Here is a 23,939-nt window from a genome sequence, read left to right as displayed (position 1 = left end):
TTTTTTTGTGCCCTATCTCATGGTCCGTCCGTTGTGTGCAATCGGACAAGTTGGCTACTGTCATCACATATTTATCTCTGTGGATTTATCTCTGTGGAAGTGGGAGAGCGCGAACAGTGATACGACGCCTCGGGACCCTGCTCGTCCCCGTGTCCGGACTGTCCGGCACCACCTATCCGCCCGGCACCACCGTGTCGATCAGCGGTCGGGGGTCGGCGGTCGACGGTTTCGTCGACGGAGACTGGCTTCCCCTTGCCTGGTGGGAGTTCTCCGAGGGCCGTAGCGAGGACGCCGCCCCCGACGCCTGAGCGCCGGCTCACCCGGTCGGACCGCCTGCGGATGCCGCTCGCGTCGCCGCCGCCGACGATCGGAACATGCCGGAACCTACATCTAAGGCACGTCTCGTCGGTGAACTCTCTGCCGAGTTCGCCGGCACCATGATCCTCATTCTGTTCGGCTGCGGTGTCGTCGCGCAGGTCGTCGCCGGTGGCGCGCTGACCGACGGTGGCCTGGGCGACCACGACAGCATCGCGTGGGCCTGGGGCCTCGGCGTCGTCCTCGGCGTCTACGTGGCTGCGCGAGTCAGCGGCGCCCACATCAACCCCGCGGTCACCCTCGCGCTCGCGGCCTTCAAGGGCTTCCCGTGGAGCAAGGTCCTGCCGTACGCGCTGGCCCAGACGGCGGGCGCCTTCGTCGCCGCCCTGATCGTGCGCTGGAACTACACCGAGGTGCTGGCCAGGGCCGACCCCGGGCACACCGACAAGACGGAGATCGTCTTCTCCACCCTGCCGGGCAACGGCGGGCTCCCGATCAGCCAGCTCGGAGCCTTCCGCGACCAGATCATCGGCACGGCCCTGCTGGTGCTGCTGGTCTTCGCGGTCACCGACCTGCTGAACACGCCACCGGGCGCGAACATGGCCCCGTTCATCATCGGCCTGATCGTCGTCGCCATCGGCATGGCCTGGGGAACCAACGCCGGTTACGCGATCAACCCGGCCCGTGACCTCGGGCCCAGGCTGGCCGCGTTCCTCACGGGCTACGGAGGCGCCTGGCGAGATCAGAACGGCGACCTCTACTTCTGGGTGCCGATCGTCGGCCCATTGGTCGGCGGCCCGCTCGGTGCGCTGCTCTACCGCCTGTTGATCACCCCCTTCCTGCCGTCTCCCGAGGCGAAGCAGGAGCCCGGCCGGGTGCCCGCGCCGGACCAGTGAGAGGGACGACCATGCCTGAATTCGTCGGCGCGGTGGACCAAGGCACCACCAGCACCCGCTTCATGATCTTCGACCACGACGGCAACGAGGTCGCACGTCATCAGCTCGAACACGAGCAGCTCTTCCCGCGCTCCGGCTGGGTCGAGCACGACCCCGTGGAGATCTGGGAACGTACGAACTCCACGATGCAGAACGCCATCCGCCAGGGCGACCTGTCCGCCGCCGACCTGAATGCCATCGGGATCACCAACCAGCGGGAGACCACGGTCATCTGGGATCCCAGTACCGGTCAGCCGTACTACAACGCCATCGTCTGGCAGGACACCCGCACCGACTCGATCGCCGCGGCGCTGGAGCGGGAGCACGGCGACCTCATCCGGCGCAAGACGGGGCTGCCGCCGGCGACGTACTTCTCCGGCGGAAAGATCAAGTGGATCCTCGAGAACGTCGACGGGGTCCGGGAAGCCGCCGAGGACGGCCGGGCCGTGTTCGGGAACACGGACGCCTGGGTGCTGTGGAACCTCACCGGCGGTCCGAACGGCGGCATCCACGCCACGGACGTCACCAACGCCAGCCGCACCATGCTGATGAACCTGGAGACCCTCGACTGGGACGACGAGCTGCTCGACATCTTCCGAATCCCGCGCGCCATGCTCCCGGCCATCAACCCGTCCTCGCACCCGGAGGCGTTCGGAACCACCCGCACCACCCGTCCGCTGCGCACCGCCGTACCCATCACCGGCGTCCTCGGGGACCAGCAGGCGGCCACCGTCGGCCAGGTCTGCTTCCGCCCGGGCGAGGCGAAGAACACCTACGGCACCGGCAACTTCCTGGTCCTCAACACGGGCACGGAGATCGTCCGGTCCAGCAAGGGTCTGCTGACCACGCTGGCGTACCAGTTCGGGGACGCCCCGGCGGTGTACGCGCTGGAGGGGTCCATGGCGGTCACCGGGTCCGCCGTGCAGTGGCTGCGCGACCAGATGCACATCATCTCCTCCTCCGCCGAGGTCGAGACACTGGCCCGGCAGGTGGAGGACAGCGGCGGTATCTACTTCGTACCGGCGTTCTCCGGCCTGTTCGCGCCCTACTGGCGCTCCGACGCCCGGGGCGCGATCGTCGGTCTCGCCAGGTTCCACACCAACGCACACCTCGCCAGGGCGACCCTGGAGGCCATCTGCTACCAGAGCCGCGACGTGGCCGAGGCGATGGAGCAGGACTCCGGGGTGGCACTCGACGTGCTGCGGGTCGACGGCGGCGTCACCGCCAACGAGCTGTGCATGCAGACCCAGGCCGACATCCTCGGCGTACCGGTCAGTCGCCCGGTCGTCGCCGAGACCACCGCGCTCGGCGCCGCCTACGCGGCGGGGCTCGCCACCGGCTTCTGGGAGAGCACCGACGAGCTCCGCCTGCACTGGCACGAGTCCAAGCGGTGGGAGCCGCAGTGGAGCGACGAGCAGCGGGAGAAGGGGTACGCGGGCTGGAAGAAGGCCGTGGAACGCAGCTTCGACTGGGTCGAGGTGGAATAGGCGAGGCCGAATGGCGTGCGTACGGGCCAGGGGCCCCGGAGAGATCCGGGGCCCCTTGCGTCGCGGCCTGAGTGAGGTAGGGGGAGAGACCCGGCCGTTCAGTGGTTTGAGGGATGGTGGGAAAGTGGTTAATGGGATGCCTTGAGGGGGGCGCGTGCGCGAGAGCGGACAACCGCGAGCCGGCGGTGTGAGCGAACCGGTCGAGCGAGTGGACGAGCAGGACCGGGTGCTTGGGGCGGTGGAGCGGAGCGAAGCCATCGAGAACCACTGGCTGCACCGGATTGCGACGACGGTTTGCCGTGATCCGCAGGGCCGTGTCCTGGTGCACAGGAGAGCGGAGAACTTGTCCCGGTTCCCGGGTCAGTACGACTGGCTGATCGGTGGGGCGACGGAAGTCGGGGAGTCGTACGAGGAGGCGGCAGCCCGCGAGCTCGCCGAGGAGCTGGGGGTCGAGGCGCCGGTGCGGTTCGTCTTCAAGTTCCTGTGCCGAGGCGCGATCAGTCCGTACTGGCTCGGGGTGCACGAAGCCGTCGTCACCGAGGTGATCGCTCCTGACCCGGCGGCGATCGCCTGGCACGGCTGGGTCACTGAGAGCGAGTTGCGGGATGCGCTTCGACGGTGGACGTTCGTCCCCGATGGTGTTGAAGCACTGCGGCGTTACCTGGCGCGGCCTACTCCGTTGCTGACGCAGAGACAGGTTCCGTAGAATCCCGTCCATGGGCGTTTCCTGAGCAGACCGGCACGACACGGTCCACCTTCCCCCGCCCGGCCGACGCCGGGCGTTGGCGCGTGCGTGGGCGCAAGTCCGCACGCTCACTCAGGAGTCAGCCATCATCATGTCCTCGCGTTCCGCCATGTCATCTCGTTCCGCCTGCCCCGCGCTGGACGACCGCATCGCCCGGCTGCGGGAACTCGCCCAGTCCGAGCCCCGTCTCGAAGGCGTCCTGCTCTACGGTTCCTGGACGCTCGGCGAGGCCGACGCCCACTCCGACATCGAGGCGTATCTCTACGTCCAGGACGAGCACGTCGACGACTTCGACGGGCCCGCGTTCCTGGCTCAACTGGCGCCGCTCGAGCTGGCGTACACCAACATGCACGGCATCCTCGCCGTCGTCTTCGACGACCTCATGCGGGGAGAGTTCCACATCACCGCGGCCGGGCCCGGCATCGACGAAGTGCCCGCCTGGGAAGGGGCGGTGCACCTGCCCCGGCCCGAGAGCGCCGTCCTGCTGGACCGCACCGGACGACTGACCCGGGCCGCCCGGCACCTGGCCGCGTTCCGGCCGCCGGAGCCCGCCACCACCGCGCAGCAGCTCACCCACGAGCTGGCCAACTGGACCCTCATGCTCGCCCACGTCCTGGCCCGCGGCGAAGTGGCCCGTGGCCACGCCGTGCTGCACAGCGTCATCGGGCCCCTGCAACTGCAGCTCTGCCGCCTGCTGCGCGGGAGCACCGCCCACTGGCTGACCCCCAGCCGGGCGATGGAACAGGATCTGCCCGCCGCCGATCGGGCGCGGTACACCGCGACCACCTCCGCCGCCCTGCCCCAGGAGCTACGGGCGGCGGCGCGCAGCAGTTGGCGCTGGAGCCGGGAGCTGAGCGCCGAGGCCGCCGAGCGGTGGGGCATTCGCGTGCCGGGCTCGCTGCACGAGCGGATCAGTGACCTGCTGGTGACGAATGGCTGAGCAGAACGGCGCCCGCGAGATGCGGGCGCCGCATTCCTTCGTAATTCGTCTGTAATTCCTTATGGAAGGGCCCGTCCTAGCCGTAGAACGGCCCCGGAGTGCTCCACGTCGTGTGGTCGAAGACGTTGTCGTCCTCGACGGTGACCTTGAGGTTGGTGACCTTCAGGCCGTACTGGGTCGGGGTCATGCCCTCGGGGCAGTTCACCTCGACGGCGGGGAAGTTCATGTAGAAGGAGGGGCCCGTGTCGTAGTTGGGGTACTGGGCCTGCTGGTAGAGGACCCAGGATGTCTGCGTGGTGTAGTACACGTACTGCAGGGGCTGCTGCTCGGTGCGGACGACGAAGGCGGTGCCGTGGTCGAAGCTGCCGTCGGGCCGGAGGCAGCCGAAGGTGCGCGCGGTGTCGGCGTACGCGTCGAAGTAGTCGTCGGTGCTGCGCAGCCCGGCGATGTAGCCCGGCTGGGTGCGGACGTTGTGCAGTTCGACGCCCACTTGGAAGCCGCCGCAGCCCGGCGTCGGCAGGTAGTCGTGGTAGGTGTTCTGGCACTTGCGGTCCCCGAAGTGGGCGTTCGGGTCCGGGTTGTAGTGCTTCGGGACGACGGTGCCGTGGAACTTGACCGTCGCCGAGACGCCGTCGGCGGCGGGTGCCGGGATCTCGGTGATGACGGTGGCCTGGGCGGTGCCCGAGCCGGACAGGGCGAGGCCCGTTGCGGCGAGCAGTGCGACGGTCAGTCGGGTCAGTGCTCTGCGTGATCTCCGTACGGTCCAGGTCTTCCGCATGTGTAGAAACCCCCTCGTGCACATGGTGCACTCTCACATGAACAGTGACATGGGCACGCTAGCCCGCCATTGACCCCTCATCCGGCAAACGCCTCAGCCCTCACAAACGGAGTTTTCCAGTCGCTCGTCGCCCGCTTCGGCGCAGAGGTCCTGGTGCTGCGGCCGCCCGCGAAGACGAACAGACGCAGGACCAGGAAGCGGCCTATGCCGGCCAGGCCGGACGCGGTGAGGTAGACCGCCTGCTCCCGGAGCAGGCCGGGCGACGACTGCACCGCGTGCAGGAGGAACATCGCGGCGCACGTCACCAGGTACGCGGCCGTCGCCGAACCGGCGGACTGCAGGTGCCGGCGCCAGCCGGGACGGCTGCCGGTGCCGAAGGTGAAGAGGGCGTGCAGTTCGGTGCACAGGAGGGTGGAGAGGACCGTGATCAGCGCGTTCGCCACCGGCCAGGGCATCGCCGTCGCCACGAGCGGTACGGCGGCGCTGGAGAGGACGCCGACACCGCCGCCGCAGACCACGAAGCGGACGAAGGAGGAGAGGGGACCCGGAGCCGACTGCGGCGTGGACGGGAGTGACGACTCCATGGCGTTTTCCTTCCGGACGGGGCGCGAACCTCTGGACCGACTGAGGACAGTTGAACCCTGAGGGGCTTCAACGGAGCTTCAGTGGGGCTTCATCCGGGATCAGTCGGTGTCAACAGGTGTCAGTCGTGTCACTCGGGATCCGTCGGGATCGGCTGGGGTCAACGATGCCGTCGCCCGCCGCCGGGAACGATGGGGTGACCTACCGAACCGGTGGTAGGGCGGGCTCCACCATGCCGGGTGGGGTGGAGCCGGGCTCGCGCCGAGGCCGGGGCGGTCAGCTGCCCTCGGTGTCCTTCGCGTCCTTGGCGCGGAGTTCCTCGATGTAGCCGTGCGCGAGGGTGGTCGTGCGGGTGAACCAGTCGGCGAGGACGGCGATCTCGTCGGGGGAGTAGTCGGCGAAGACGGCGTTCAGGCGCGCGTAGTACGGCTCGTAGAGGGCGTGAACGCGGGCGACCGCGGCCGGTACGGCGGCCACGCGGACGCGGCGGCGGTCCGCGGGGTCGGGGACGCGGGTGACGTAGCCGCCGCGTTCCAGCCGGTTGAGGATGCCCGTCACCGCGCCCGTGGTGACGTGCGCGTGCTCGGCGAGGTCGCCGGCCGTGAGCAGGTCCTCGCCGGCCTTCAGGACGCAGGCGAAGCAGAGGAGGTCGGTGACGGTCAGGCCCAGTCGCTGGGCCATCTCCTGCTGACCGAGCAGGTGGGCCGCGACCAGGGAGTCCATCGCGGACAGCGCCTGGGCCGGAGTGGCGGCGGGGCGCGGCTTGGCTTGCATCCGGATTCCGATTCCCTTAGTGCGTGAGAGTTTTATGCGCTAAATTTCTTAGGTCGTGAGATACCCGTACGAGAGGAAGGCGGGCACGTGAGCGCACATCAGTATGACGAGGGGCACACGGTCGCGGGATGGACCGGGTTCGGCGTCGCGACCGTCGGGACCGCGGTGCTGGGGCTGGGGGTGTGCATGGTGTCGGCCCCGCTGATGGTCGGCGGACTCGGGATCGTGGCGGTGAGCGTCCTCGTCACCTGGACCCTGCACCTCACCGGCTGGGGCAAGCCGCCGGGGATCCGGCCCAGGGACCAGTGGGGGATGCGGGTGCGGGACACGGGAGCCCGCGCGGGGCATCCCGGGTGTGTCGGGTGCCGGCTGGCGGGGCGGGGGGTGCGGCGTACGGCCGCTGAGGCTGAAGTGGTTCCCGCGGCGGCCGCCGAGTCGGCGCCCGCCGCCGCCACGCCTCGGAGCTGAACCACGTAAACCAGCCCTGACCACGTAAACCAGCCCTGACCTGCGCGAACCCGCCATTGTCAGTGCCGCCCCCTACTCTCAAGAGCGATGGCACAGGCATGGAAGTGCTCGGGGCTGCGGTGGGCGGCGGACGGTCCCGTGCTGGCGTGGGACGGGGGTCGGCGCAGTGCGCTGACCTGGGGGAAGCAGGTGGCCTTCGGGGTCGCGGAAGGGGGCGTACGGACATGCGTGGGAGCGCGGGGGCATGCGTGCCCGGTGCGGGCGGCGGTGCCGGGGCGGAGCACGGGGGCGCGGTGCGAGGAGTGCGCGCGGCTGGACCGGGCGCACTCCGTGGCGGCCGACACGATCGCCGACGACCCCCGGCCGTACCGCGTCTACCTGGCTTGGTTCGGACCCGGGATGGTCAAGGTCGGGATCACCGCCGAAGAGCGGGGCGTCGCGCGGCTGCTTGAGCAGGGCGCCGTCTGTTTCAGCTGGCTGGGCACCGGCCCGCTGATGGCGGCGCGGCGCACCGAGGAGCTCCTGCGCGCGGCCCTCGGCGTGCCCGACCGGATTCCGTACGGCGAGAAGCGCGCCGTGCGGAGCGCCTTGCCGGCGTCGGAGGCGGAGCGGGCGGCTGAGATCGCGGAGGCGCACGCGCGGGCGGTGGCGCTCGGGGGCCGGCCGGAGTCGCTCGTGCCCGCGCCCTTCCAACCGGTCGACCACGTCCGGGTGTTCGGGCTCGGGGAGCTGCCGGACGCCGTAGGGGCGGTGAGCGAGCTCGTCGCCGGTGGCGCGGTGAGTGGTCGGTTGGTGGCGGCAGCGGGGCCGGATCTGCATCTGGAGACGGGGGCCGGGGTGGTGGTGCTGGACACGCGGTTGATGACCGGGTGGGAGCTGGTTCCCGCCGGGGGTGACGCCGGGGGCGGTGAAGTGACCGTTCCGGTGCGGAAGTTCAGGAAGACGATGACCGTGCAGGACGGTCTGTTCTGAGCGCGGGTGGGAGGAATGTGAAGGAACGCGGCCGGAGTTGCCTACTGATCAGTCGTGTTCTAGGCATGACGATCAAGGGCGTTCACAGGGAACGCACCACCGAGAGGACGGCCTCCGCCTCATGAAACCCCCCACATCCCGCGTCGGAAAGCGACTGCGCCCCGCGCTCGCCGTCGCCGCCGCCGCAGGGCTCGCCTCGGTACTCCTGCCGGCCGGTACCGCGAGTGCCGCGCCGTCGTTCGGCGATCACCCGCAGTTCGGCGGCTACGCGCACCGCACGGTCACCACGGCCGACGGCCAGACGTTCGACCTGCGACTGGCCGCCGACAAGTCCTTCCTGCCGGCCTCCGGCGGCACGATCAAGGTCAAGGGCGCCGGATACAACCGCGCGCAGGGCATCTTCCTCGCGTTCTGCGCGATACCCGAGGGTGTCCGCGTCGGCGACCCCAAGACGTACAAGTCCCTGCCCGGTCCCTGTCTGCCCGGCCGGGAGACCAAGGACGGCTCGTCGCGCTGGATCACCGACACCGGCACGGGCACGCCCGGGATCACCTTCCCCTACAAGGAGGGCGGCAAGTTCGACACGACGCTGGAGAACCTCCGGCCCGAGATCGAGGACGGGGTCGTCTGTGACGTGACCGTGGAGTGCGCGATCGTCACCCGCGCGGACTTCACGGCCACCGACGAGCGGCTGTACGACCAGTACATCCCGGTGCACTTCGCGCCCGCCGCCGACGGCGAAAGGTAAGAAGAACCCAGAATTGTCCCAGGGGCTTCCTGAGAGCCCCCTGTGCGTTTCTCAGGAAAATCACAGAGAGACGAAAGGGCGTTCTCAGGGGGCCCCGACAACGTGTCCAGCATGACCACGACCTCGCCCCAGGGGCGCACCGAACTGCTGAGGCCGGACGGGAGCCCCGTCCGAGTGCTTGTGGTGGACGACGAGTTGTCGATCACCGAACTGCTGTCCATGGCCCTGCGCTATGAGGGATGGCAGATCCGGAGCGCGGGTGACGGACAGGGCGCCGTCCAGACCGCGCGTGAGTTCCGGCCCGACGCCGTCGTCCTGGACATGATGCTGCCCGACATGGACGGGCTGTCCGTGCTGGGACGGCTGCGGCGCGACCTGCCCCAGGTGCCGGTGCTGTTCCTGACGGCCAAGGACGCCGTCGAGGACCGTATCGCCGGGCTCACCGCCGGTGGCGACGACTACGTCACCAAGCCGTTCAGCCTGGAGGAGGTCGTCGCCCGGCTGCGCGGGCTCATCCGCCGCTCAGGTGCCGCCGACCGCCGCTCCGAATCCGTCCTCGTCGTCGGCGACCTCATGCTCGACGAGGACAGCCACGAGGTGTCGCGCGGTGGGGACAACATCCACCTCACCGCCACCGAGTTCGAGCTGCTGCGCTTCCTCATGCGCAATCCGCGGCGCGTGCTCAGCAAGGCGCAGATCCTCGACCGTGTGTGGTCCTACGACTTCGGCGGGCAGGCCAATGTGGTCGAGCTCTACATCTCGTACCTGCGCAGGAAGATTGACGCGGGGCGCGAGCCGATGATCCACACCCGCCGCGGCGCCGGTTACCTGATCAAGCCCGCGGTGTCATGAGCGGACGGCGACGGCCGCGTCCGCGCAAGAGGCGAGCGGGCCGGCCGCGCACCCTGCGGACGCGGCTCGTCGTCGCGTCCGTGGTGCTGATCGCCGTGGTGTGCGCGGTGATCGGCACGGTGACGACGCTGGCACTGCGGTCGCATCTGTACGAGCAGTTGGACGGGCAGGTCGACGATGCCGGTAAGCGGCTGTCGGCGCCCTTCAAGCCCGGGGGCGGGGACAACCGCTCGCCGACGGAGGTGGACCGGCTCGAGGGCTTCGTCACCAGGGGTCCCACGCAGGTCGACACCGTCGCCGCCGAGGTCAACGCCGACTCCACGGTCACCAGGGCGGTCATCGCCGAGCAGCAGTCCGACGACAGCGGCGGCTACCTCAACGACATGCAGGCCACCGGCCTCAGCGACTCCGTGAAGAACGCGCTCGCCGACGTACCCACCACCGGCACGCACACCGTGACCCTCCCCGGTCTCGGTGACTACCGCGTGACGTACGTCTCCGGACCCGGGGGCGACTACTACGTCGCCCTGCCCACCGAGTCGGTCACCGGCACCATCAACACCCTCATCCTCGTCGAGGTGTGCGTCACCGGCGCCGGTCTCATCGCCGGCGGTATCGCGAGCTCGGTCCTCGTCGGCGTCGCCACCCGCCCCCTGCGCAAGGTCGCCTCCACCGCCACCCGCGTCTCCGAACTGCCCCTGCACACCGGCGAGGTCATCCTCAGCGAGCGCGTCCCCGAGTCCGAGACCGACCCGCACACCGAGGTCGGCCAGGTCGGCGCCGCGCTCAACCGGATGCTGGACCACGTCCACGGCGCCCTGCACGCACGCCAGCAGAGCGAGACGCGGGTACGGCAGTTCGTCGCCGACGCCAGCCATGAGCTGCGTACTCCCCTGGCCTCCATCCGCGGATACGCCGAGCTGACCAGGCGCGGCAGAGAGCAGGTCGGGCCCGACACCCGGCACGCGCTCGGCCGGATCGAGTCCGAGGCCGGGCGGATGACCCTCCTCGTCGAGGACCTGCTGCTGCTCGCGCGCCTGGACGCCGGGCGGCCGCTGCGGTTCGAGCAGACCGACCTCGTACCGCTCGTCGTGGACACCATCAGCGACGCGCGCGCGGCCGGACCCGACCACACCTGGCGCCTCGACCTGCCCGACGAGCCGGCCCTGGTGTCGGCGGACGCCGCACGCCTGCAACAGGTGCTGGTCAACCTGCTGGCCAACGCCCGTACGCACACACCGCCCGGAACGACCGTCACCGCGCGCGTCGAGCGGCGCGGGCCGTGGCTGTGCGTGGACGTCGAGGACGACGGCCAGGGCATCCCGGCCGAGCTGCTGCCGCGCGTCTTCGAACGGTTCGCGCGGGGCGACTCCTCGCGCTCCCGTGCCTCCGGTTCCACCGGTCTGGGCCTCGCGATCGTGCAGGCGGTCGCGACCGCGCACGACGGCGCGGTGACCGTCGACAGCGTTCCGGGGCGCACCGTCTTCACCGTGCACCTGCCCGCGCTGAGCCCCACGTCACCCCGTCCGGCGCCCGAAACGAACTGGCAATCGCACTCACAGGCACAGCACAGCGCCACCATATGGGTGCAACAGGGCGCTTGAGTTGAGTCGGTTCCATGCGAACCGACTCTTCTCCCGGCACCCTGCCGGCGCGGGAGCATCTCCCGGCCACAGACGCCGGTACGCCTGTCCTGGACGTAGTGATCCCCGTCTACAACGAGGAGAAGGACCTCCAGCCGTGTGTGCTGAGACTGCACGACCACCTCAAGCGCACCTTCCCGTACGCGTTCCGCATCACGATCGCGGACAACGCGTCGACGGACACCACCCCGCTGGTGTCCGCCCGGCTGGAGGCGGAGATCCCGGAGGTCAGGGCCTTCCGCCTGGACCAGAAGGGCCGCGGCCGGGCGCTGCGGACCGTCTGGGCCGCCTCGGACGCCCCGATCCTCGCCTACATGGACGTGGACCTGTCCACCGACCTCAACGCCCTGCTGCCGCTGGTGGCCCCGCTGATCTCGGGCCACTCGGACCTCGCGATCGGCTCCCGGCTCTCCCGTAGCTCGCGGGTCGTGCGCGGGCCGAAGCGGGAGTTCATCAGCCGCGCGTACAACCTCATCCTGCGCGGCTCCCTCCAGGCCCGCTTCTCCGACGCCCAGTGCGGCTTCAAGGCGATCCGCCGCGATGTCGCCCAGGTGCTGCTGCCGCTGGTGGAGGACACGGGCTGGTTCTTCGACACGGAAATGCTGGTGCTCGCCGAGCGCGCGGGCCTTCGTATCCACGAAGTGCCCGTCGACTGGGTCGACGACCCGGACTCGACGGTCCACATCGTGAAGACGGCGACGGAGGACCTCAAGGGCGTGTGGCGGGTGGGCAAGGCCCTGGCCTCCGGGTCGCTGCCGCTGGACCGGATCACCCGCCCGTTCGGCGACGACCCGCGCGACCGCGAGATCCAGGACGTCCCCAAGGGCCTGGCCCGCCAACTGGTCGGATTCTGTGTCGTCGGCGGCCTGTCCACCCTCTTCTACCTGCTGCTCTACACAGTCTTCCGGCAGTTCGGCGGCTCGCAGACCGCCAACGCGCTCGCCCTGCTGGTCTCGGCGGTCGCGAACACCGCCGCCAACCGGCGGCTGACCTTCGGGGTGCGCGGGCGGGGCGGCGCCGTCCGACACCAGGCGCAAGGACTGGTCGTCTTCGGCATCGGCCTCGCGCTGACCAGCGGCTCCCTCGCCGCCCTCAACGCGGCGACCTCCGACCCGGCGCACTCCACCGAACTGGCGGTCCTCATCGCCGCCAACCTGGCCGCGACGGTCCTGCGCTTCCTGCTCTTCCGGGCGTGGGTGTTCCCGGACAGGCGCGAGCCGACCGCCGTCGCCACCCCCACCCCGCACCCCACGCCGTCCTCGCCCGCCTACTCCACGCAGCCGCTCCAGCAGTACCCGCCGCTGCCCCAGCGGCACCAGTACACCCCGGCGCCGCAAACCCCGTACGACACCACCCACTTCCGCGCCGGTGAAGCCGCGGACCGCACCGCCCAGGGGGACGCCACCCTGCACCCGCAGCCGGTGCGCCCGACCGACACCGACCCGAGGGACTCCCGATGACCACGCACACCGACCCGACGACGACCCAGCAGGGCGACGGCGCCTGGGATCCACCAACAGCCGTTTCCGATACGGCCGTCCAGGAGCCCGTGGCGCCACCGGCCGCCCCTGGATCCGGTGAGCCCGAGCAGCCCTTCGCACGGAGACTGTGGCGAGGCCGGCCCGAGGACCCCCGCTGGGCGCGCCCCGCGTTCCTCGGCCTGCTCCTCGTGACCACCGTGCTCTACCTGTACAACCTGAGCGCCTCCGGATACGCCAACTCCTTCTACTCCGCGGCCGTCCAGGCCGGCAGCCAGAGCTGGAAGGCCTTCTTCTTCGGCTCGCTGGACGCGGGCAACGCCATCACCGTCGACAAGCCCCCGGCCTCGCTGTGGCCGATGGAGCTGTCGGTGAGGATCTTCGGCCTCAACTCGTGGGCGATCCTCGTCCCCGAGGTCCTGATGGGTGTCGGCACGGTCGCCGTCGTCCACGCCTCGGTCCGCCGCCGGTTCAGCCCCGCGGCCGGTCTGATCGCGGGCACGGTGCTCGCGCTCACCCCCGTCGCGGCGCTGATGTTCCGGTTCAACAACCCGGACGCGATGCTGGCCCTGCTGATGGCGGTGGCCTGCCACCTCGTCGTCCGGGCCGTGGAGGACGGCCGTACGAAGTGGCTGGTGTGGGCCGGAGTCGCGATCGGCTTCGCGTTCCTCGCCAAGACCCTGCAAGCCTTCCTGATCCTGCCGCCGCTGGCGATCGTGTACGCGGTCTGCGCACCGGTGAACCTGAAGAAGCGCCTCGGCCAGCTGGCGCTGGCGACACTCGCCCTGGTCGTCTCCGGCGGCTGGTGGGTCGCGATCGTCGAGCTGTGGCCCGCGTCCTCCCGCCCGTACATCGGCGGCTCACAGAACAACAGCTTCCTCGAACTGACCTTCGGCTACAACGGCCTCGGCCGCCTGAACGGCGAGGAGACCGGCAGCGTCGGCGGCGGGGGCGGTGGAGGCGGCACGGGCCAGTGGGGTGAGACCGGCTGGGACCGGATGTTCAACTCCGAGATCGGCGGCCAGATCTCCTGGCTGCTGCCCGCCGCACTGATCCTGCTGGCGGCGGGCCTGGTGGCGACACGCAAGCTCAAGCGCACGTCGGTGACCCGAGGTTCGTTCCTGGTATGGGGCGGCTCGCTGCTGATCACCATGGTCGTCTTCAGCTACATGGCGGGCATCTTCCACCAGTACTACACGGTGGCCCTCGCCCCCTACATGGCGGCCGTGATCGGCATGGGCGCGGCGGCCCTGTGGGAGAGGCGCACCCAGATGTGGGCGTCGCTGACCCTCGCGGCGGCGGTCGTGGCGAGCGCCGCCTGGGGCTACGTCCTGCTCAACCGCACCCCGGACTACCTGCCCTGGCTGAAGTGGCTGGTCCTGGTCGGCGGCCTGGCCGCCGCGCTCGGCCTGATCTTCGTGGCCCGGCTCGGCCGGCAGCTCGCACTCGCCGCGGTGGGCCTGGGCATCGTGGCCTCGCTGGCCGGTCCGACGGCGTACACCCTCAGCACGCTGCGGGAGGGCCACACCGGCTCCATCGTGACGGCGGGGCCGGCGGGGGCGAGCATGATGGGCGGTCCGGGTGGCGGCCGGGGCGGCGGTCCCGGTGACGGTGGCTTCCCCGGTGGCCTCCCCGGTGGCCAGAACCAGCAGAACCAGCAGGGTCAGCAGAACGGCAACGGCAACGCGAACGGCTTCCCGGGCGGCGGCACCGGCGGATTCCCCGGTGGCGGCGGTCGCATGGGCGGCGCCGGTGGCATGGGCGGTCTGCTCAACGGCGCCGGCGTCACCTCCGAGGCCAAGAAGCTGCTGGAGGCCGACGCCGACCAGTACACCTGGGCCGCCGCGGCCATCGGCGCCCAGAACGCCGCGAGCTACCAGCTCGCCACCGGCGAAGCGGTGATGGCGATCGGCGGCTTCAACGGAACGGACCCGTCCCCGACGCTGGCCGAATTCCAGCAGTACGTGGCGGACGGCAAAATCCACTACTTCGTCTCAGGCGGCTCCGGCCGCGGCATGGGCGGCAGCGACAGCGGCACCTCCGCGAAGATCACCTCCTGGGTCGAGGCCAACTTCAAGAAGGTGACGGTGGGTTCGGCGACCTTCTACGACCTCACGCAGAAGGCGAGCGGCTGATGAGCGGCTGACGATCGATCGAAGGCGGGGCGGTGGCCGAGGCCACCGCCCTTCTTCACATCTCTGTTGTACGCCGTATAGGGCATGTTCTACGGTGTACAACATGACAACGTCCCCCAAGGAACAGGCCCCCGCGCAGCTACAAAGTGGCGGCCATCCGCAGCGCTGGCTGATCCTCGGCGTCATCTGTCTCGCAGCGCTCACCGTGATCCTCGACAACACGGTCCTGAACGTGGCCATCCCCTCGCTCACCCGAGAGATGGACGCGTCCACCTCCGACATCCAGTGGATGATCAACGCGTACTCGCTGGTGCAGTCAGGTCTGCTGCTCACCGCGGGCAGTGCCGCGGACCGCTACGGCCGCAAGAAGGTGCTGGCCGTGGGCCTGGCCCTGTTCGGCGTGGGCTCGCTCGCGGCCGGTCTGGCGAGCACCAGCGGGCAACTGATCGCGGCCCGCGCCGGCATGGGCGTCGGCGGTGCGATCCTGATGACCACCACGCTCGCCGTCGTGGTCCAGATCTTCGACGACACCGAGCGTGTGAAGGCGATCGGTCTGTGGTCCACGGTCGCCTCGCTCGGCTTCGCCGCCGGTCCGCTGCTCGGTGGCGTCATGCTCGACCACTTCTGGTGGGGCGCGATCTTCCTGATCAACATCCCCGTCGCGGTTCTCGGCCTGATCGCCGTGGTCGCCCTCGTCCCCGAGTCCAGGAACCCGCAGGGCGACCGCCCCGACCTGCTCGGCGCGGTGCTCTCCACGATAGGCATGACGGGCGTCGTCTACGCGATCATCTCCGGGCCCGACGACGGCTGGACCTCCACGCCCGTCCTCGTCTCCGCCGGGATCGGCGTGGTCGTGATGGCCGCGTTCGTGGCGTGGGAGCTCCGCATCCCGTACCCGATGCTGGACATGCACTTCTTCCGCAACCAGAAGTTCACGGGCGCCGTCGCGGGCGCGATCCTCGTCGCCTTCGGGATGACCGGCTCGCTCTTCCTGCTCACCCAGCATCTGCAATTCGTGCTCGCCTACGACCCCTTGGAGGCGGGTCTGCGTACGGCGCCGCTCGCGCTCACCGTCGTAGCGCTCAACTTCACCGGGGTCGGCGCCCGGCTCCTGCCGAAGCTCGGTACGCCGCTGATCATCCTGTCCGGCATGGCGTGCCTGGCGGCGGGGCTCGCGGCGATCGCGCTGTTCGGCGGGGACGGGTACGGAGGAATGCTGACCGGTCTCATCATCATGGGCGTCGGTGTCGCCCTGGCGATGCCGGCCATGGCCAACGCCCTGATGAGCGCGATTCCGCCGGAGAAGGCGGGAGTGGGTGCGGGGGTCAACGGCACGCTTGCGGAATTCGGCAACGGGTTGGGGGTTGCTGTGCTGGGGGCTGTGCTGAACTCGCGGTTCACCGCGGGGATTTCCGTGGCGGCGAGTTCTTTGCCGGCGGCGTTGGCTTCGGCGGGGTCGGCGGAGGAGCGGGCGCGGATCACGGATGCGTTCTCTTCCGGGCTGGAGACCAGTCAGTTGGTGGGGGCGGTGGCTGTGCTGCTCGGGGGGTTGGTCGCGGCCGTGTTGTTGCGGCGGGCGGAGCGGGGAGAATCCGCCTAGGAGCTCGGGTGGCTGGTTTTGTCGTGCGACTGCGGGTCTGTTGTGGTTGATCGCTCCCCCACTCTCGGCTTCGCTCGAGCGGGGGGACCCCCATCGCGGCGGAGCCGCATATCGTCACAGCCCCGCGCCCCTGAAGGGCGTCAGCAAGTCCAGGAAGGTGCGCCATGGTGAAAGCGACCCAGCGGGCGGGGCGGACCAGCGTCTGGCTGGAGGGCAAGGCGCGGCGCGGCGGGCGTGGCGGCGGGCAGCCGTCCGGGCTGGACCGGGAGCGGATCACCGAGGTCACCGTACGGCTGCTGGACGCCGAGGGGCTGGCCAAGTTCTCCATGCGCCGGCTCGCCGCCGAGCTGAACGTCACGGCGATGTCCGTCTACTGGTACGTCGACACCAAGGACGACCTCCTCGAACTCGCCCTCGACGCGGTCATGGGGGAGCTGGAACTGCCGGACCCGGAGGCCGACGAGGACTGGCGCGACCAGCTGCGCGCGCTGGCCCAGGGGTACCGGGCCGTACTGGTCCGCCATCCCTGGGTGTCGCCGCTCATCGGCACCTACGTCAACATCGGCCCGAACAGCCTTGCCTTCTCGCGCGTCGTGCAGCGCGTGATCCGCAAGACCGGCCTGCCCGCGCACGGTCTGGTGGCCGCCATCTCCGCCGTCTTCCAGTTCGTGTACGGCTTCGGCACGATGGAGGGCCACTTCGTCGTCCGCAGCGCGAACTTCGGCATGACCCCGGACGACTACTTCCAGCACGCCATGAGCATGGTGACGCAGGCGCCGGAAGCCTCCGAGGTCGTCCAGGACTCCGCGGAGCTCATGGAGGCCCGCGGGGGCGACACGGTCGAGGAGATGTGGAAGCGGGACTTCGAGTTCGCCCTGGACCTGCTGGTCGCGGGCATCGAGGCGATGGTGGCCCGCGGCTGACCGACCTGCTGCCTGTCGGCCTGCCTGCCTACCCCTCCTCGCCCACCAGCCGCGCCGGGAAGCCTCCCGTCGCCACCGGTCCCCACCTCTCCGGCGTGACACGGATGATCGACTTGCCCTGCTTGACCATCGCTTCCCGGTACTCGTCCCAGTCCGGGTGCTCACCGGCGATGTTCCGGTAGTACTCCACCAGCGGCTCGACCGAGTCGGGCATGTCGATGACCTCGGCCGTGCCGTCGATCTGCACCCACGGCCCGTTCCAGTCGTCGCTCAGCACGAGGAGGCTGACCCGGGGATCCCGCTTGGCGTTGCGGGTCTTGGCGCGTTCGGGGTAGGTCGAGACGACGAGCCGCCCGGAGTCGTCGACCCCGCAGGTCAGCGGCGAGCCCTGGGGGCTGCCGTCGGCCCGCCGGGTGAGCAGGATCGCCCGGTGCCGGGGCCGTACGAAGTCCAGCAGCTCGTCCAGGGAAACGGAGGTGTTGCTCGCGATGTTCGGTGCCATGGGGTCAGACTAGATCTCGGCGGTTCGCTCGGCAGCGCCAGTTCGGGCGGAGGCCTGCGCGGTGCCGCCCCGACCGCCTACCGTCGTCGGCATGAGCGCGGAAGACCTCAGTCCCGAGGCACAGTGGCCGCTGCCGCCCGGCTGGATGTGGGACTGCGCCGAGTGCGTCCACCGCTACGAGGCGATGAAGCACATGCAGGCCGTCATCGCCGGTTTGACCGCGGAGGACCCCGGCGTCGACTGGGACGTCACGGACAGCATCGTCGGGACGCAGATAAGCCTCAGCCGCCATCTGGCCGAGGCGCACCGCGAGTCGCTGCCCGACTGGGACCCGTCCTGCAAGACCTGCGCCGGCCACCAGGACTCCCTGGCCAGGGCGCGGGAGCGGACCCCGGACATGCTGCGGGGAGTCGAAATGGTGGCCGAGGAGCACCGCGCCCGCCACCTCTTCGCGCCGCCCCGCATAGTCGGCCTCATGTGACCCCACGGCCCCACAGGCCTACGCCCGCGGCCTACGCCTGCGGCAGCGACTCCCCCTGCACCGCCTGGATGTCTAGGTCCACCTTCAGCGTCGTACCGATCGCGGCGATGCCCGCCTGGACGACCTGGTTGTAGTCCATGGCGAAGTCCTCGCGCCGCAGCTGGGCGGTCGCGCGGAACGCCGCCCGGGTGCCGCCCCACGGGTCCGCGCCCGTGCCGAGGTAGGCGAGGTCCAGGTCGACCGGTCGTACGACACCGTGCAGGGCCAGCTCGCCGTGCACCGTCCAGCGGTCGGGGCCGGTCTCCGTCAGGCCCGTCGAGCGGTAGGTGATCTCCGGGTACCGCTCGACGTCCAGGAAGTCCGGCGACCTCAGATGGTCGTCCCGCATCCCGTTCCCCGTGTCGATGGACGCGGCCCGGATGACCGCCTCCACCCGGGACTTGCTCACGTCGTCGGGTGCGATCTCGACCGAGGCCGTGAACTGCGTGAACCGGCCGTGCACGCTGGAGATCCCCAGGTGCTGCGCCACGGCGGCCACGCTGGAGTGCGCCGGGTCGACGGTCCACGGCCCCGGAGGCGGCAGCTCGGTGCCGCCCTGCCGGGCCAGCGTCACCGTCCCGACCTCGGCCCGCCCGCTGGCGGTGACGAGCGCGCTGCACGCGGCGGGCGCGTAGCCGACGGCGGTGACGATGACGGTGTACGCCCCCGGTTCCAGCGGGTTCGGGTCCCGTACGGCCCCCTCGGCGTCCGCCTCGGCCCGCAGCACCTGCGAGCCGCTCATGTCGGTCACCGTGACGACCGCGTGCGACACGGCCCATCCGTCCCGGGTACGGATCCTCGCGGTCAGTCCCATCTCACGTAACTCCTCAGCCTCAAGGGACCGGCCCGTGGCGGCAGCAGACGCACCTCCGCTCAGAGCGCGCCGCACCACCACGGGCCGGGGTCCGAACTACTCGCCGGGGTGGGCGAGTTCGATGTCGTGGCCGTCCGCGCCGCGGCCGTTCACGGTCAGTGCCGTCGCCACCGGCGGGTAGCCGGTCGCGATGACGGTGTACTCGCCGCCGTCCAGGTCGGTGAAGGCGTACGCCCCGTCCGCCCCGGTCGTCGCCGAGCCGACCACGTTGCCAGCCGCGTCGACCAGCGTCACGCGGGCGTCGGCGAGCGGCCCGTACGGCGCTCGTACGACACCCTGGATCTGGGCTCCCGAGTCGAGGTCGATCTCGACCCGGGTCACCCCGGTGCCGCCCACCTCGACGGGCAGGGCGCGCGGTCGGAACCCGGCGGCGTTCACCGCGACGGTCACCGCCCCCGGCACCAGTTCGGTGAAGGAGAACTCGCCCTGCTCCCCCGTGGTGCCGGTGGCCAGCAGATCCCCGCGCACATCGGTCACGATCACCATCGCGTCCTTGACGGGCCCGCCCGTCTCCGCGGCCCGCACCAGCCCGTTCAGCCCGCTGGTGCCGCTGAGCAGGATGTCGTACGAGACCGGCTCACCGTTCACGACGACGGTGGACGCCTGCGGCTGGAACCCGTCGGCGGAGGCGATCAGGACGTACGAACCCGTGCCCGGCGCGTCCACCGCGTAGGAGCCGTCGGCCTGCGCCACCGACCGGCCCAGCTGCCGTCCCGCGAGCGAGATCAGCGTGACGGCGGCCCGGGGGACGGGCGCGCTCTCGGCGCCGCGGACGAAACCACGTACCGGAACGCCTCCGGAGTGCTCGCCGGGAGGGGCCACCGTGGCGACGGCCGTGAGCCGCTGCGTGCCGGTGCCCTCGGCGGCGGTCTCGGTGCTCGCCACGGCCCAGCTCGGCACCCGCTCCTCGGCCGGAGCCGGGGCGTGGGCGGGAGCGGGGGCCTGGGCGGCGGCCGGGGCGGCCCCCGCCGGAGCCGTGTCCTGCGCCTGGGCCGTGTCCTGGGCCTGGGCCTTCTGCTCGGCGGCCTGCGCCAGCGCGCCCTTCGTCCGCAACGGAACCTCCTTGATGAACAGGCAGATGAACAGGGCGACCAGCGCGACCGGAGCGACGTACAGGAACACGTCCGCGATGCCGTGCCCGTAGGCGCTCTCCACGACCGTGCGCAGCGGCCCGGGCAGCGTGCTCACGTCCGGGATGCTGTCGGAGGAGCCGCCGGAACCGGACAGTCCGGCCGCGTACTTCGGGTCGAGAGTGGCCAGCCCGTCCTTGAGGTGGTCGGTGATCCGGTGGCTGAGCACCGCGCCGAACGCGGAGACGCCGACCGCGCTGCCCAGTGAGCGGAAGAAGGCCACCGTGGAGCTGGCGGCGCCCAGGTCGCCCGGCTCCACCTGGTTCTGGGTGCACAGCACGAGGTTCTGCATCATCATGCCGACGCCGAGACCCAGCAGTGCCATGAAGATCGCGACGTGCCAGTACTCCGTGTCGTACCGGATGGTGCCCAGCAGCCCCAGCCCGGCGGTGATCAGCAGTCCGCCGGCCAGCAGCCAGCCCTTCCACCGCCCGGTGCGGGAGATGAACTGCCCCGAGAGGGTCGAGGCGATGGCCAGGCCCGCGATCATCGGGATGGTCAGCACGCCGGACATGGTCGGCGACTCGCCCCGGGCCAGCTGGAAGTACTGGCTGAAGAAGATCACGCCCACGTACATCGCGACGCCGACGAAGAGCGAGGCCGCGGAGGCCAGCGAGATGGTGCGGTTGCGGAACAGCCGCAGGGGGATGATCGGCTCGCTCGCCTTCGACTCGACGAGCACGAAGAGCGCGAGCAGCACGAGCGACCCGCCGACCATGGCGTACGTCTCGGTGGACAGCCAGTCGTACTTGTCCCCGGCGAAGGTCACCCAGACCAGCAGCAGGCTGACCGCGGCGGTGATGAAGAAGGCGCCGGCCCAGTCGACCTTCACGTTCCGCTTGAGCACCGGCAGGTGCAGGGTCTTCTGCAGCACGATCAGGGCGACGACCGCGAAGGGCACGCCGACGTAGAAGCACCAGCGCCAGCCGAGCCAGCTGGTGTCGGTGATGAGACCGCCGATCAGCGGGCCGCCGACCATGGCGGTGGCGAAGGTGGCGCCCAGGTAGCCGCTGTACCGGCCGCGCTCCCGGGGGGAGATCATCGCGGCCATGATGATCTGGGCGAGGGCCGTCAGACCGCCCATGCCGATGCCCTGGACCGCGCGGAAGCCGATGAGCATGCCCGTGTTCTGGGACAGTCCGGCCGCGGCCGAGCCGGCCACGAATATGACGAGCGCCAGCTGCACGAGCAGCTTCTTGGAGAAGAGGTCGGCGAGCTTGCCCCACAGCGGGGTGGACGCCGTCATCGTCAGCAGCGACGCGGTCACGACCCAGGTGTAGGCGTTCTGGCCGCCGCCGAGGTCGTTGATGATGTCGGGCAGGGCGTTGGACACGATCGTCGACGACAGGATCGCGACGAACATGCCGAGCAGCAGCCCGGTGAGGGCTTCCAGGATCTGCCGGTGCGTCATCGGAGCACCGTCGGAGGGCGCCGAGGAGCCTCCCCCGTGCTTGGCGTGAGCCCGCACACCGGCTGGTGTGGTCGTTGCCATGGCCTTCCTTCTCTTACGTGGTGATCGCGGGTGTCGCGGGTCTACGGGTGGACTGTTCGAGTGCGGGTTCGGTGGGCGGCCTGGTCGGCGTGGTCGGCGTGGTCGGCGTGGACCGGCAGTCGTCGAAGCTGGCCCGCAGCCGCGCCATCAGCCGGGTGAGCTCGGCGATCTCGTCATCACGCCAGTCGCTCAGCCGCTCGGCGAGCATCCGCGTGGTCCGCCGGGTGAGCTCGTCCATCTGCTCCCGGCCCGCGGGGGTGAGGCGCAGGATGCGCGAGCGCTTGTCCACCGGGTCGGGGCAGCGCTCGATCCAGCCGCGGTCGACGACGTGGGCGACTTGGCGGCTGGTGACCGACATGTCCACGGCGAGCAGCTCGGCGAGCTTGCTCAAGCGCATGTCTCCGTGACGGTCCAGGATCGTCAGCACGGCGGCGGCACCGCTGGGGCAGCCGGACGGCAGCAGCCGTCCCATCTCCCTCTTCACGGCCCCGAAGGCGCTGAACTGACGGATCAGCTCCTCGTACTGCGCCTGCTCGGCCATCACACCTCCCGCATTCGTTGCTTAGGGCAACCGTAGAGGAGCTTGGTTGCTACAGGCAAATAAGATGGGGTAGGTGCGCCATAAAAACTTGGCAAAGGCAAGTATTGCGACCGTAAACGCGCAGGTGACCCCGGCTGACCCGGAGGTGGTGCCTGCTGACCCGGAGCCTGGTCCCCCACTTGGGCCACACCCCCGGATTCGCTAGTGTCTCGGGGCATGGCCAACACCCAGAACCCCCAGGGCAACCACGACCCCGCAGGCAGCACCCAGATGTTCCGCGCGTTCGTCGACGAGGGCCCTCAGGGCCGACAGAGCCGCCAGCAGCCGGCCGCTTCCTCGGGCCCGCGCGTGGGCCTGATCATCGGCGTTGTTGTCGCCGTCGCGATCGTCGCGGCGGTGGCGTGGCTGGCGCTGAAGTAGGTCTTCAAGGGGGACCGCCCAGGCGCACGACGGCCGCCGACGCGCCTGTCAGGGCGCATCGGCGGCCATGTGTCCAGGGCCGTGCTTCCGGCTCAGTCGGAGATGAGGCCCTCGCGCAGCTGCGACAGGGTCCGGGTCAGCAGCCGGGAGACGTGCATCTGGGAGATGCCGACCTCCTCGCCGATCTGCGACTGGGTCATGTTGGCGAAGAAGCGCAGCATGATGATGCGGCGCTCGCGGGGCGGCAGCTTGGCCAGCAGGGGCTTCAGCGACTCCCGGTACTCCACGCCCTCCAGGGCGCTGTCCTCGTACCCGAGACGGTCCGCGAGGGAGCCCTCACCGCCGTCGTCCTCGGGGGCCGGTGAGTCCAGCGACGAGGCCGTGTACGCGTTGCCGACCGCGAGGCCGTCGACGACGTCCTCCTCGGAGACGCCGAGCACGGCGGCGAGTTCGGTGACCGTCGGCGAGCGGTCCAGCTTCTGGGAGAGCTCGTCGCTTGCCTTGGTGAGGGCGAGTCGCAGCTCCTGCAGGCGGCGCGGGACGCGGACCGACCACGACGTGTCGCGGAAGAACCGCTTGATCTCGCCGACGACCGTCGGCATCGCGAAGGTCGGGAACTCCACGCCGCGTTCGCAGTCGAAGCGGTCGATCGCCTTGATCAGGCCGATGGTGCCGACCTGGACGATGTCCTCCATCGGCTCGTTGCGAGACCGGAACCGGGCGGCGGCGTACCGCACCAGCGGGAGGTTGAGCTCGATGAGAGTGTCCCGGACGTACGCACGCTCGGGGCTGTTCTCGTCGAGTGCGGCGAGCCGCAGGAACAGGGAGCGGGACAGGGTGCGGGTGTCGATGGCTCCCGAAGTCGGGAGTACCGGGGCCGGCGCGGCCTCGAGGGCCGGAACGTCGTCAAGCGCGGCGTCGGGCGCAGCCTCGCTCTTTGTGAGCGTGAGCACCTTCGAGCTGCCCTGGTCTGCGGACATGCCACCCCCTTTGGGTCGCGAGGACGGTCACGGCGAACGCCCCCACTTCAGGAACGCAGCCTCCACCTGAATACCGGCGCCGAAGCCCCGGCAAACGCGCTTCCG

At 70.3% G+C, this 23,939-nt stretch carries 24 protein-coding genes; 16 read left to right on the top strand and 8 right to left on the bottom strand.

What is annotated here, in order from left to right; genetic code table 11:
• Positions 1 to 116: 116 nt before the first annotated feature.
• From Q4V64_RS25315 to Q4V64_RS25295, 5 genes are all read left to right on the top strand, one after another.
• Positions 117 to 308 carry a hypothetical protein gene (locus tag Q4V64_RS25315; RefSeq protein ID WP_124440829.1) on the top strand — a complete coding sequence of 64 codons (192 nt, stop codon included), beginning with the start codon at positions 117 to 119 and terminating at the stop codon, positions 306 to 308.
• A gap of 66 nt (positions 309 to 374) precedes the next feature.
• The gene (locus tag Q4V64_RS25310) at positions 375 to 1,211 is read left to right on the top strand and encodes an MIP/aquaporin family protein (protein ID WP_124440830.1); all 837 of its coding nucleotides are present in this window, start codon (positions 375 to 377) and stop codon (positions 1,209 to 1,211) included.
• An 11-nt stretch (positions 1,212 to 1,222) separates the two neighbouring features.
• Complete coding sequence (gene glpK, locus Q4V64_RS25305) at positions 1,223 to 2,737, top strand: glycerol kinase GlpK (RefSeq protein ID WP_124440831.1); 1,515 nt, start codon at positions 1,223 to 1,225, stop codon at positions 2,735 to 2,737.
• 187 nt (positions 2,738 to 2,924) lie between these two features.
• On the top strand, positions 2,925 to 3,443 hold the full coding sequence (locus tag Q4V64_RS25300; protein WP_124440888.1) for an NUDIX domain-containing protein: 519 nt from the start codon (positions 2,925 to 2,927) through the stop codon (positions 3,441 to 3,443).
• Between the two features lie 148 nt (positions 3,444 to 3,591).
• On the top strand, positions 3,592 to 4,422 hold the full coding sequence (locus Q4V64_RS25295) for a nucleotidyltransferase domain-containing protein (RefSeq protein ID WP_172629245.1): 831 nt from the start codon (positions 3,592 to 3,594) through the stop codon (positions 4,420 to 4,422).
• Between the two features lie 76 nt (positions 4,423 to 4,498).
• On the opposite strand, the gene Q4V64_RS25290 is transcribed toward Q4V64_RS25295, so the two are convergent.
• The 3 genes from Q4V64_RS25290 to Q4V64_RS25280 form a co-directional block, all read right to left on the bottom strand.
• Positions 4,499 to 5,200 (bottom strand): hypothetical protein, encoded by a 702-nt coding sequence (locus Q4V64_RS25290; protein WP_124440833.1) that lies wholly within the window; start codon positions 5,198 to 5,200, stop codon positions 4,499 to 4,501.
• A gap of 77 nt (positions 5,201 to 5,277) precedes the next feature.
• A complete protein-coding gene (locus Q4V64_RS25285; RefSeq protein ID WP_124440834.1) occupies positions 5,278 to 5,784 on the bottom strand; it encodes a hypothetical protein in 507 nt (168 codons plus the stop codon).
• Positions 5,785 to 6,058: 274 nt separating this feature from the next.
• Positions 6,059 to 6,556: a MarR family transcriptional regulator gene (locus tag Q4V64_RS25280; protein ID WP_124440835.1), complete on the bottom strand. Its 498-nt coding sequence runs from the start codon at positions 6,554 to 6,556 to the stop codon at positions 6,059 to 6,061.
• An 87-nt stretch (positions 6,557 to 6,643) separates the two neighbouring features.
• On the opposite strand from Q4V64_RS25280, the gene Q4V64_RS25275 reads away from it, so the two are divergent.
• The 9 genes from Q4V64_RS25275 (at position 6,644) to Q4V64_RS25235 (ending at position 17,375) form a co-directional block, all read left to right on the top strand.
• Positions 6,644 to 7,024 (top strand): HGxxPAAW family protein, encoded by a 381-nt coding sequence (locus Q4V64_RS25275; RefSeq protein ID WP_124440836.1) that lies wholly within the window; start codon positions 6,644 to 6,646, stop codon positions 7,022 to 7,024.
• An 87-nt stretch (positions 7,025 to 7,111) separates the two neighbouring features.
• The gene (locus tag Q4V64_RS25270) at positions 7,112 to 7,996 is read left to right on the top strand and encodes a DUF2797 domain-containing protein (protein WP_124440837.1); all 885 of its coding nucleotides are present in this window, start codon (positions 7,112 to 7,114) and stop codon (positions 7,994 to 7,996) included.
• Positions 7,997 to 8,117: 121 nt separating this feature from the next.
• Positions 8,118 to 8,744 (top strand): hypothetical protein, encoded by a 627-nt coding sequence (locus tag Q4V64_RS25265; RefSeq protein ID WP_124440838.1) that lies wholly within the window; start codon positions 8,118 to 8,120, stop codon positions 8,742 to 8,744.
• Positions 8,745 to 8,855: 111 nt separating this feature from the next.
• The gene (locus tag Q4V64_RS25260) at positions 8,856 to 9,596 is read left to right on the top strand and encodes a response regulator transcription factor (protein ID WP_172629246.1); all 741 of its coding nucleotides are present in this window, start codon (positions 8,856 to 8,858) and stop codon (positions 9,594 to 9,596) included.
• A complete protein-coding gene (locus Q4V64_RS25255) occupies positions 9,593 to 11,200 on the top strand; it encodes a HAMP domain-containing sensor histidine kinase (RefSeq protein WP_124440840.1) in 1,608 nt (535 codons plus the stop codon). Before Q4V64_RS25260 ends, Q4V64_RS25255 begins: the two co-directional genes overlap by 4 nt.
• 14 nt (positions 11,201 to 11,214) lie before the next feature.
• Positions 11,215 to 12,699: a bifunctional glycosyltransferase family 2/GtrA family protein gene (locus Q4V64_RS25250; protein ID WP_124440841.1), complete on the top strand. Its 1,485-nt coding sequence runs from the start codon at positions 11,215 to 11,217 to the stop codon at positions 12,697 to 12,699.
• Positions 12,696 to 14,852, top strand: coding sequence for a glycosyltransferase family 39 protein (locus Q4V64_RS25245; RefSeq protein ID WP_124440842.1), 2,157 nt, complete (start codon positions 12,696 to 12,698; stop codon positions 14,850 to 14,852). Before Q4V64_RS25250 ends, Q4V64_RS25245 begins: the two co-directional genes overlap by 4 nt.
• Positions 14,853 to 14,955: 103 nt before the next feature.
• Positions 14,956 to 16,452 carry an MFS transporter gene (locus Q4V64_RS25240; RefSeq protein ID WP_124440843.1) on the top strand — a complete coding sequence of 499 codons (1,497 nt, stop codon included), beginning with the start codon at positions 14,956 to 14,958 and terminating at the stop codon, positions 16,450 to 16,452.
• 164 nt (positions 16,453 to 16,616) lie between these two features.
• The gene (locus tag Q4V64_RS25235) at positions 16,617 to 17,375 is read left to right on the top strand and encodes a TetR/AcrR family transcriptional regulator (protein ID WP_124440844.1); all 759 of its coding nucleotides are present in this window, start codon (positions 16,617 to 16,619) and stop codon (positions 17,373 to 17,375) included.
• Positions 17,376 to 17,403: 28 nt separating this feature from the next.
• On the opposite strand, the gene Q4V64_RS25230 is transcribed toward Q4V64_RS25235, so the two are convergent.
• Complete coding sequence (locus Q4V64_RS25230; RefSeq protein WP_124440845.1) at positions 17,404 to 17,877, bottom strand: PPOX class F420-dependent oxidoreductase; 474 nt, start codon at positions 17,875 to 17,877, stop codon at positions 17,404 to 17,406.
• Positions 17,878 to 17,968: 91 nt separating this feature from the next.
• Between Q4V64_RS25230 and Q4V64_RS25225 the strand changes: the two genes are divergently transcribed.
• Positions 17,969 to 18,358 carry a hypothetical protein gene (locus Q4V64_RS25225; RefSeq protein ID WP_124440846.1) on the top strand — a complete coding sequence of 130 codons (390 nt, stop codon included), beginning with the start codon at positions 17,969 to 17,971 and terminating at the stop codon, positions 18,356 to 18,358.
• A 31-nt stretch (positions 18,359 to 18,389) separates the two neighbouring features.
• On the opposite strand, the gene Q4V64_RS25220 is transcribed toward Q4V64_RS25225, so the two are convergent.
• From Q4V64_RS25220 to Q4V64_RS25210, 3 genes are all read right to left on the bottom strand, one after another.
• Entirely contained in the window at positions 18,390 to 19,211 is an 822-nt protein-coding gene (locus Q4V64_RS25220; RefSeq protein WP_124440847.1) for a YceI family protein, read from the bottom strand.
• 96 nt (positions 19,212 to 19,307) lie between these two features.
• Positions 19,308 to 21,893 (bottom strand): MFS transporter, encoded by a 2,586-nt coding sequence (locus tag Q4V64_RS25215; protein WP_172629247.1) that lies wholly within the window; start codon positions 21,891 to 21,893, stop codon positions 19,308 to 19,310.
• A 13-nt stretch (positions 21,894 to 21,906) separates the two neighbouring features.
• On the bottom strand, positions 21,907 to 22,434 hold the full coding sequence (locus Q4V64_RS25210) for a MarR family transcriptional regulator (RefSeq protein WP_124440849.1): 528 nt from the start codon (positions 22,432 to 22,434) through the stop codon (positions 21,907 to 21,909).
• Positions 22,435 to 22,650: 216 nt separating this feature from the next.
• Here Q4V64_RS25210 and Q4V64_RS25205 point away from each other — a divergent pair, with 216 nt between their 5' ends.
• Positions 22,651 to 22,854 (top strand): hypothetical protein, encoded by a 204-nt coding sequence (locus Q4V64_RS25205; RefSeq protein WP_124440850.1) that lies wholly within the window; start codon positions 22,651 to 22,653, stop codon positions 22,852 to 22,854.
• Between the two features lie 92 nt (positions 22,855 to 22,946).
• Here the strand turns inward: Q4V64_RS25205 and Q4V64_RS25200 are convergent, their stop codons facing one another.
• Positions 22,947 to 23,834 (bottom strand): RNA polymerase sigma factor SigF, encoded by an 888-nt coding sequence (locus Q4V64_RS25200; RefSeq protein WP_095749002.1) that lies wholly within the window; start codon positions 23,832 to 23,834, stop codon positions 22,947 to 22,949.
• Between the last annotated feature and the right edge of the window lie 105 nt (positions 23,835 to 23,939).

Origin of the sequence: Streptomyces sp. NL15-2K (genome assembly GCF_030551255.1) — a bacterium.
Lineage (GTDB): Bacteria > Actinomycetota > Actinomycetes > Streptomycetales > Streptomycetaceae > Streptomyces.
This window is presented reverse-complemented; position numbering and strand designations above follow the sequence as displayed.

Bases quoted from the DNA above. Each gene is read 5' to 3' on its own strand.
- Q4V64_RS25200 (WP_095749002.1), bottom strand. From the start codon at position 23,834: ATGTCCGCAGACCAGGGCAGCTCGAAGGTGCTCACGCTCACAAAGAGC.
- Q4V64_RS25215 (WP_172629247.1), bottom strand. From the start codon at position 21,893: ATGGCAACGACCACACCAGCCGGTGTGCGGGCTCACGCCAAGCACGGG.
- glpK (WP_124440831.1), top strand. From the start codon at position 1,223: ATGCCTGAATTCGTCGGCGCGGTGGACCAAGGCACCACCAGCACCCGC.
- Q4V64_RS25225 (WP_124440846.1), top strand. From the start codon at position 17,969: ATGAGCGCGGAAGACCTCAGTCCCGAGGCACAGTGGCCGCTGCCGCCC.
- Q4V64_RS25235 (WP_124440844.1), top strand. From the start codon at position 16,617: ATGGTGAAAGCGACCCAGCGGGCGGGGCGGACCAGCGTCTGGCTGGAG.
- Q4V64_RS25285 (WP_124440834.1), bottom strand. From the start codon at position 5,784: ATGGAGTCGTCACTCCCGTCCACGCCGCAGTCGGCTCCGGGTCCCCTC.
- Q4V64_RS25260 (WP_172629246.1), top strand. From the start codon at position 8,856: ATGACCACGACCTCGCCCCAGGGGCGCACCGAACTGCTGAGGCCGGAC.
- Q4V64_RS25280 (WP_124440835.1), bottom strand. From the start codon at position 6,556: ATGCAAGCCAAGCCGCGCCCCGCCGCCACTCCGGCCCAGGCGCTGTCC.
- Q4V64_RS25310 (WP_124440830.1), top strand. From the start codon at position 375: ATGCCGGAACCTACATCTAAGGCACGTCTCGTCGGTGAACTCTCTGCC.
- Q4V64_RS25245 (WP_124440842.1), top strand. From the start codon at position 12,696: ATGACCACGCACACCGACCCGACGACGACCCAGCAGGGCGACGGCGCC.
- Q4V64_RS25250 (WP_124440841.1), top strand. From the start codon at position 11,215: ATGCGAACCGACTCTTCTCCCGGCACCCTGCCGGCGCGGGAGCATCTC.
- Q4V64_RS25230 (WP_124440845.1), bottom strand. From the start codon at position 17,877: ATGGCACCGAACATCGCGAGCAACACCTCCGTTTCCCTGGACGAGCTG.
- Q4V64_RS25205 (WP_124440850.1), top strand. From the start codon at position 22,651: ATGGCCAACACCCAGAACCCCCAGGGCAACCACGACCCCGCAGGCAGC.
- Q4V64_RS25295 (WP_172629245.1), top strand. From the start codon at position 3,592: ATGTCATCTCGTTCCGCCTGCCCCGCGCTGGACGACCGCATCGCCCGG.
- Q4V64_RS25290 (WP_124440833.1), bottom strand. From the start codon at position 5,200: ATGCGGAAGACCTGGACCGTACGGAGATCACGCAGAGCACTGACCCGA.
- Q4V64_RS25270 (WP_124440837.1), top strand. From the start codon at position 7,112: ATGGCACAGGCATGGAAGTGCTCGGGGCTGCGGTGGGCGGCGGACGGT.
- Q4V64_RS25210 (WP_124440849.1), bottom strand. From the start codon at position 22,434: ATGGCCGAGCAGGCGCAGTACGAGGAGCTGATCCGTCAGTTCAGCGCC.
- Q4V64_RS25240 (WP_124440843.1), top strand. From the start codon at position 14,956: ATGACAACGTCCCCCAAGGAACAGGCCCCCGCGCAGCTACAAAGTGGC.
- Q4V64_RS25255 (WP_124440840.1), top strand. From the start codon at position 9,593: ATGAGCGGACGGCGACGGCCGCGTCCGCGCAAGAGGCGAGCGGGCCGG.
- Q4V64_RS25220 (WP_124440847.1), bottom strand. From the start codon at position 19,211: ATGGGACTGACCGCGAGGATCCGTACCCGGGACGGATGGGCCGTGTCG.
- Q4V64_RS25265 (WP_124440838.1), top strand. From the start codon at position 8,118: ATGAAACCCCCCACATCCCGCGTCGGAAAGCGACTGCGCCCCGCGCTC.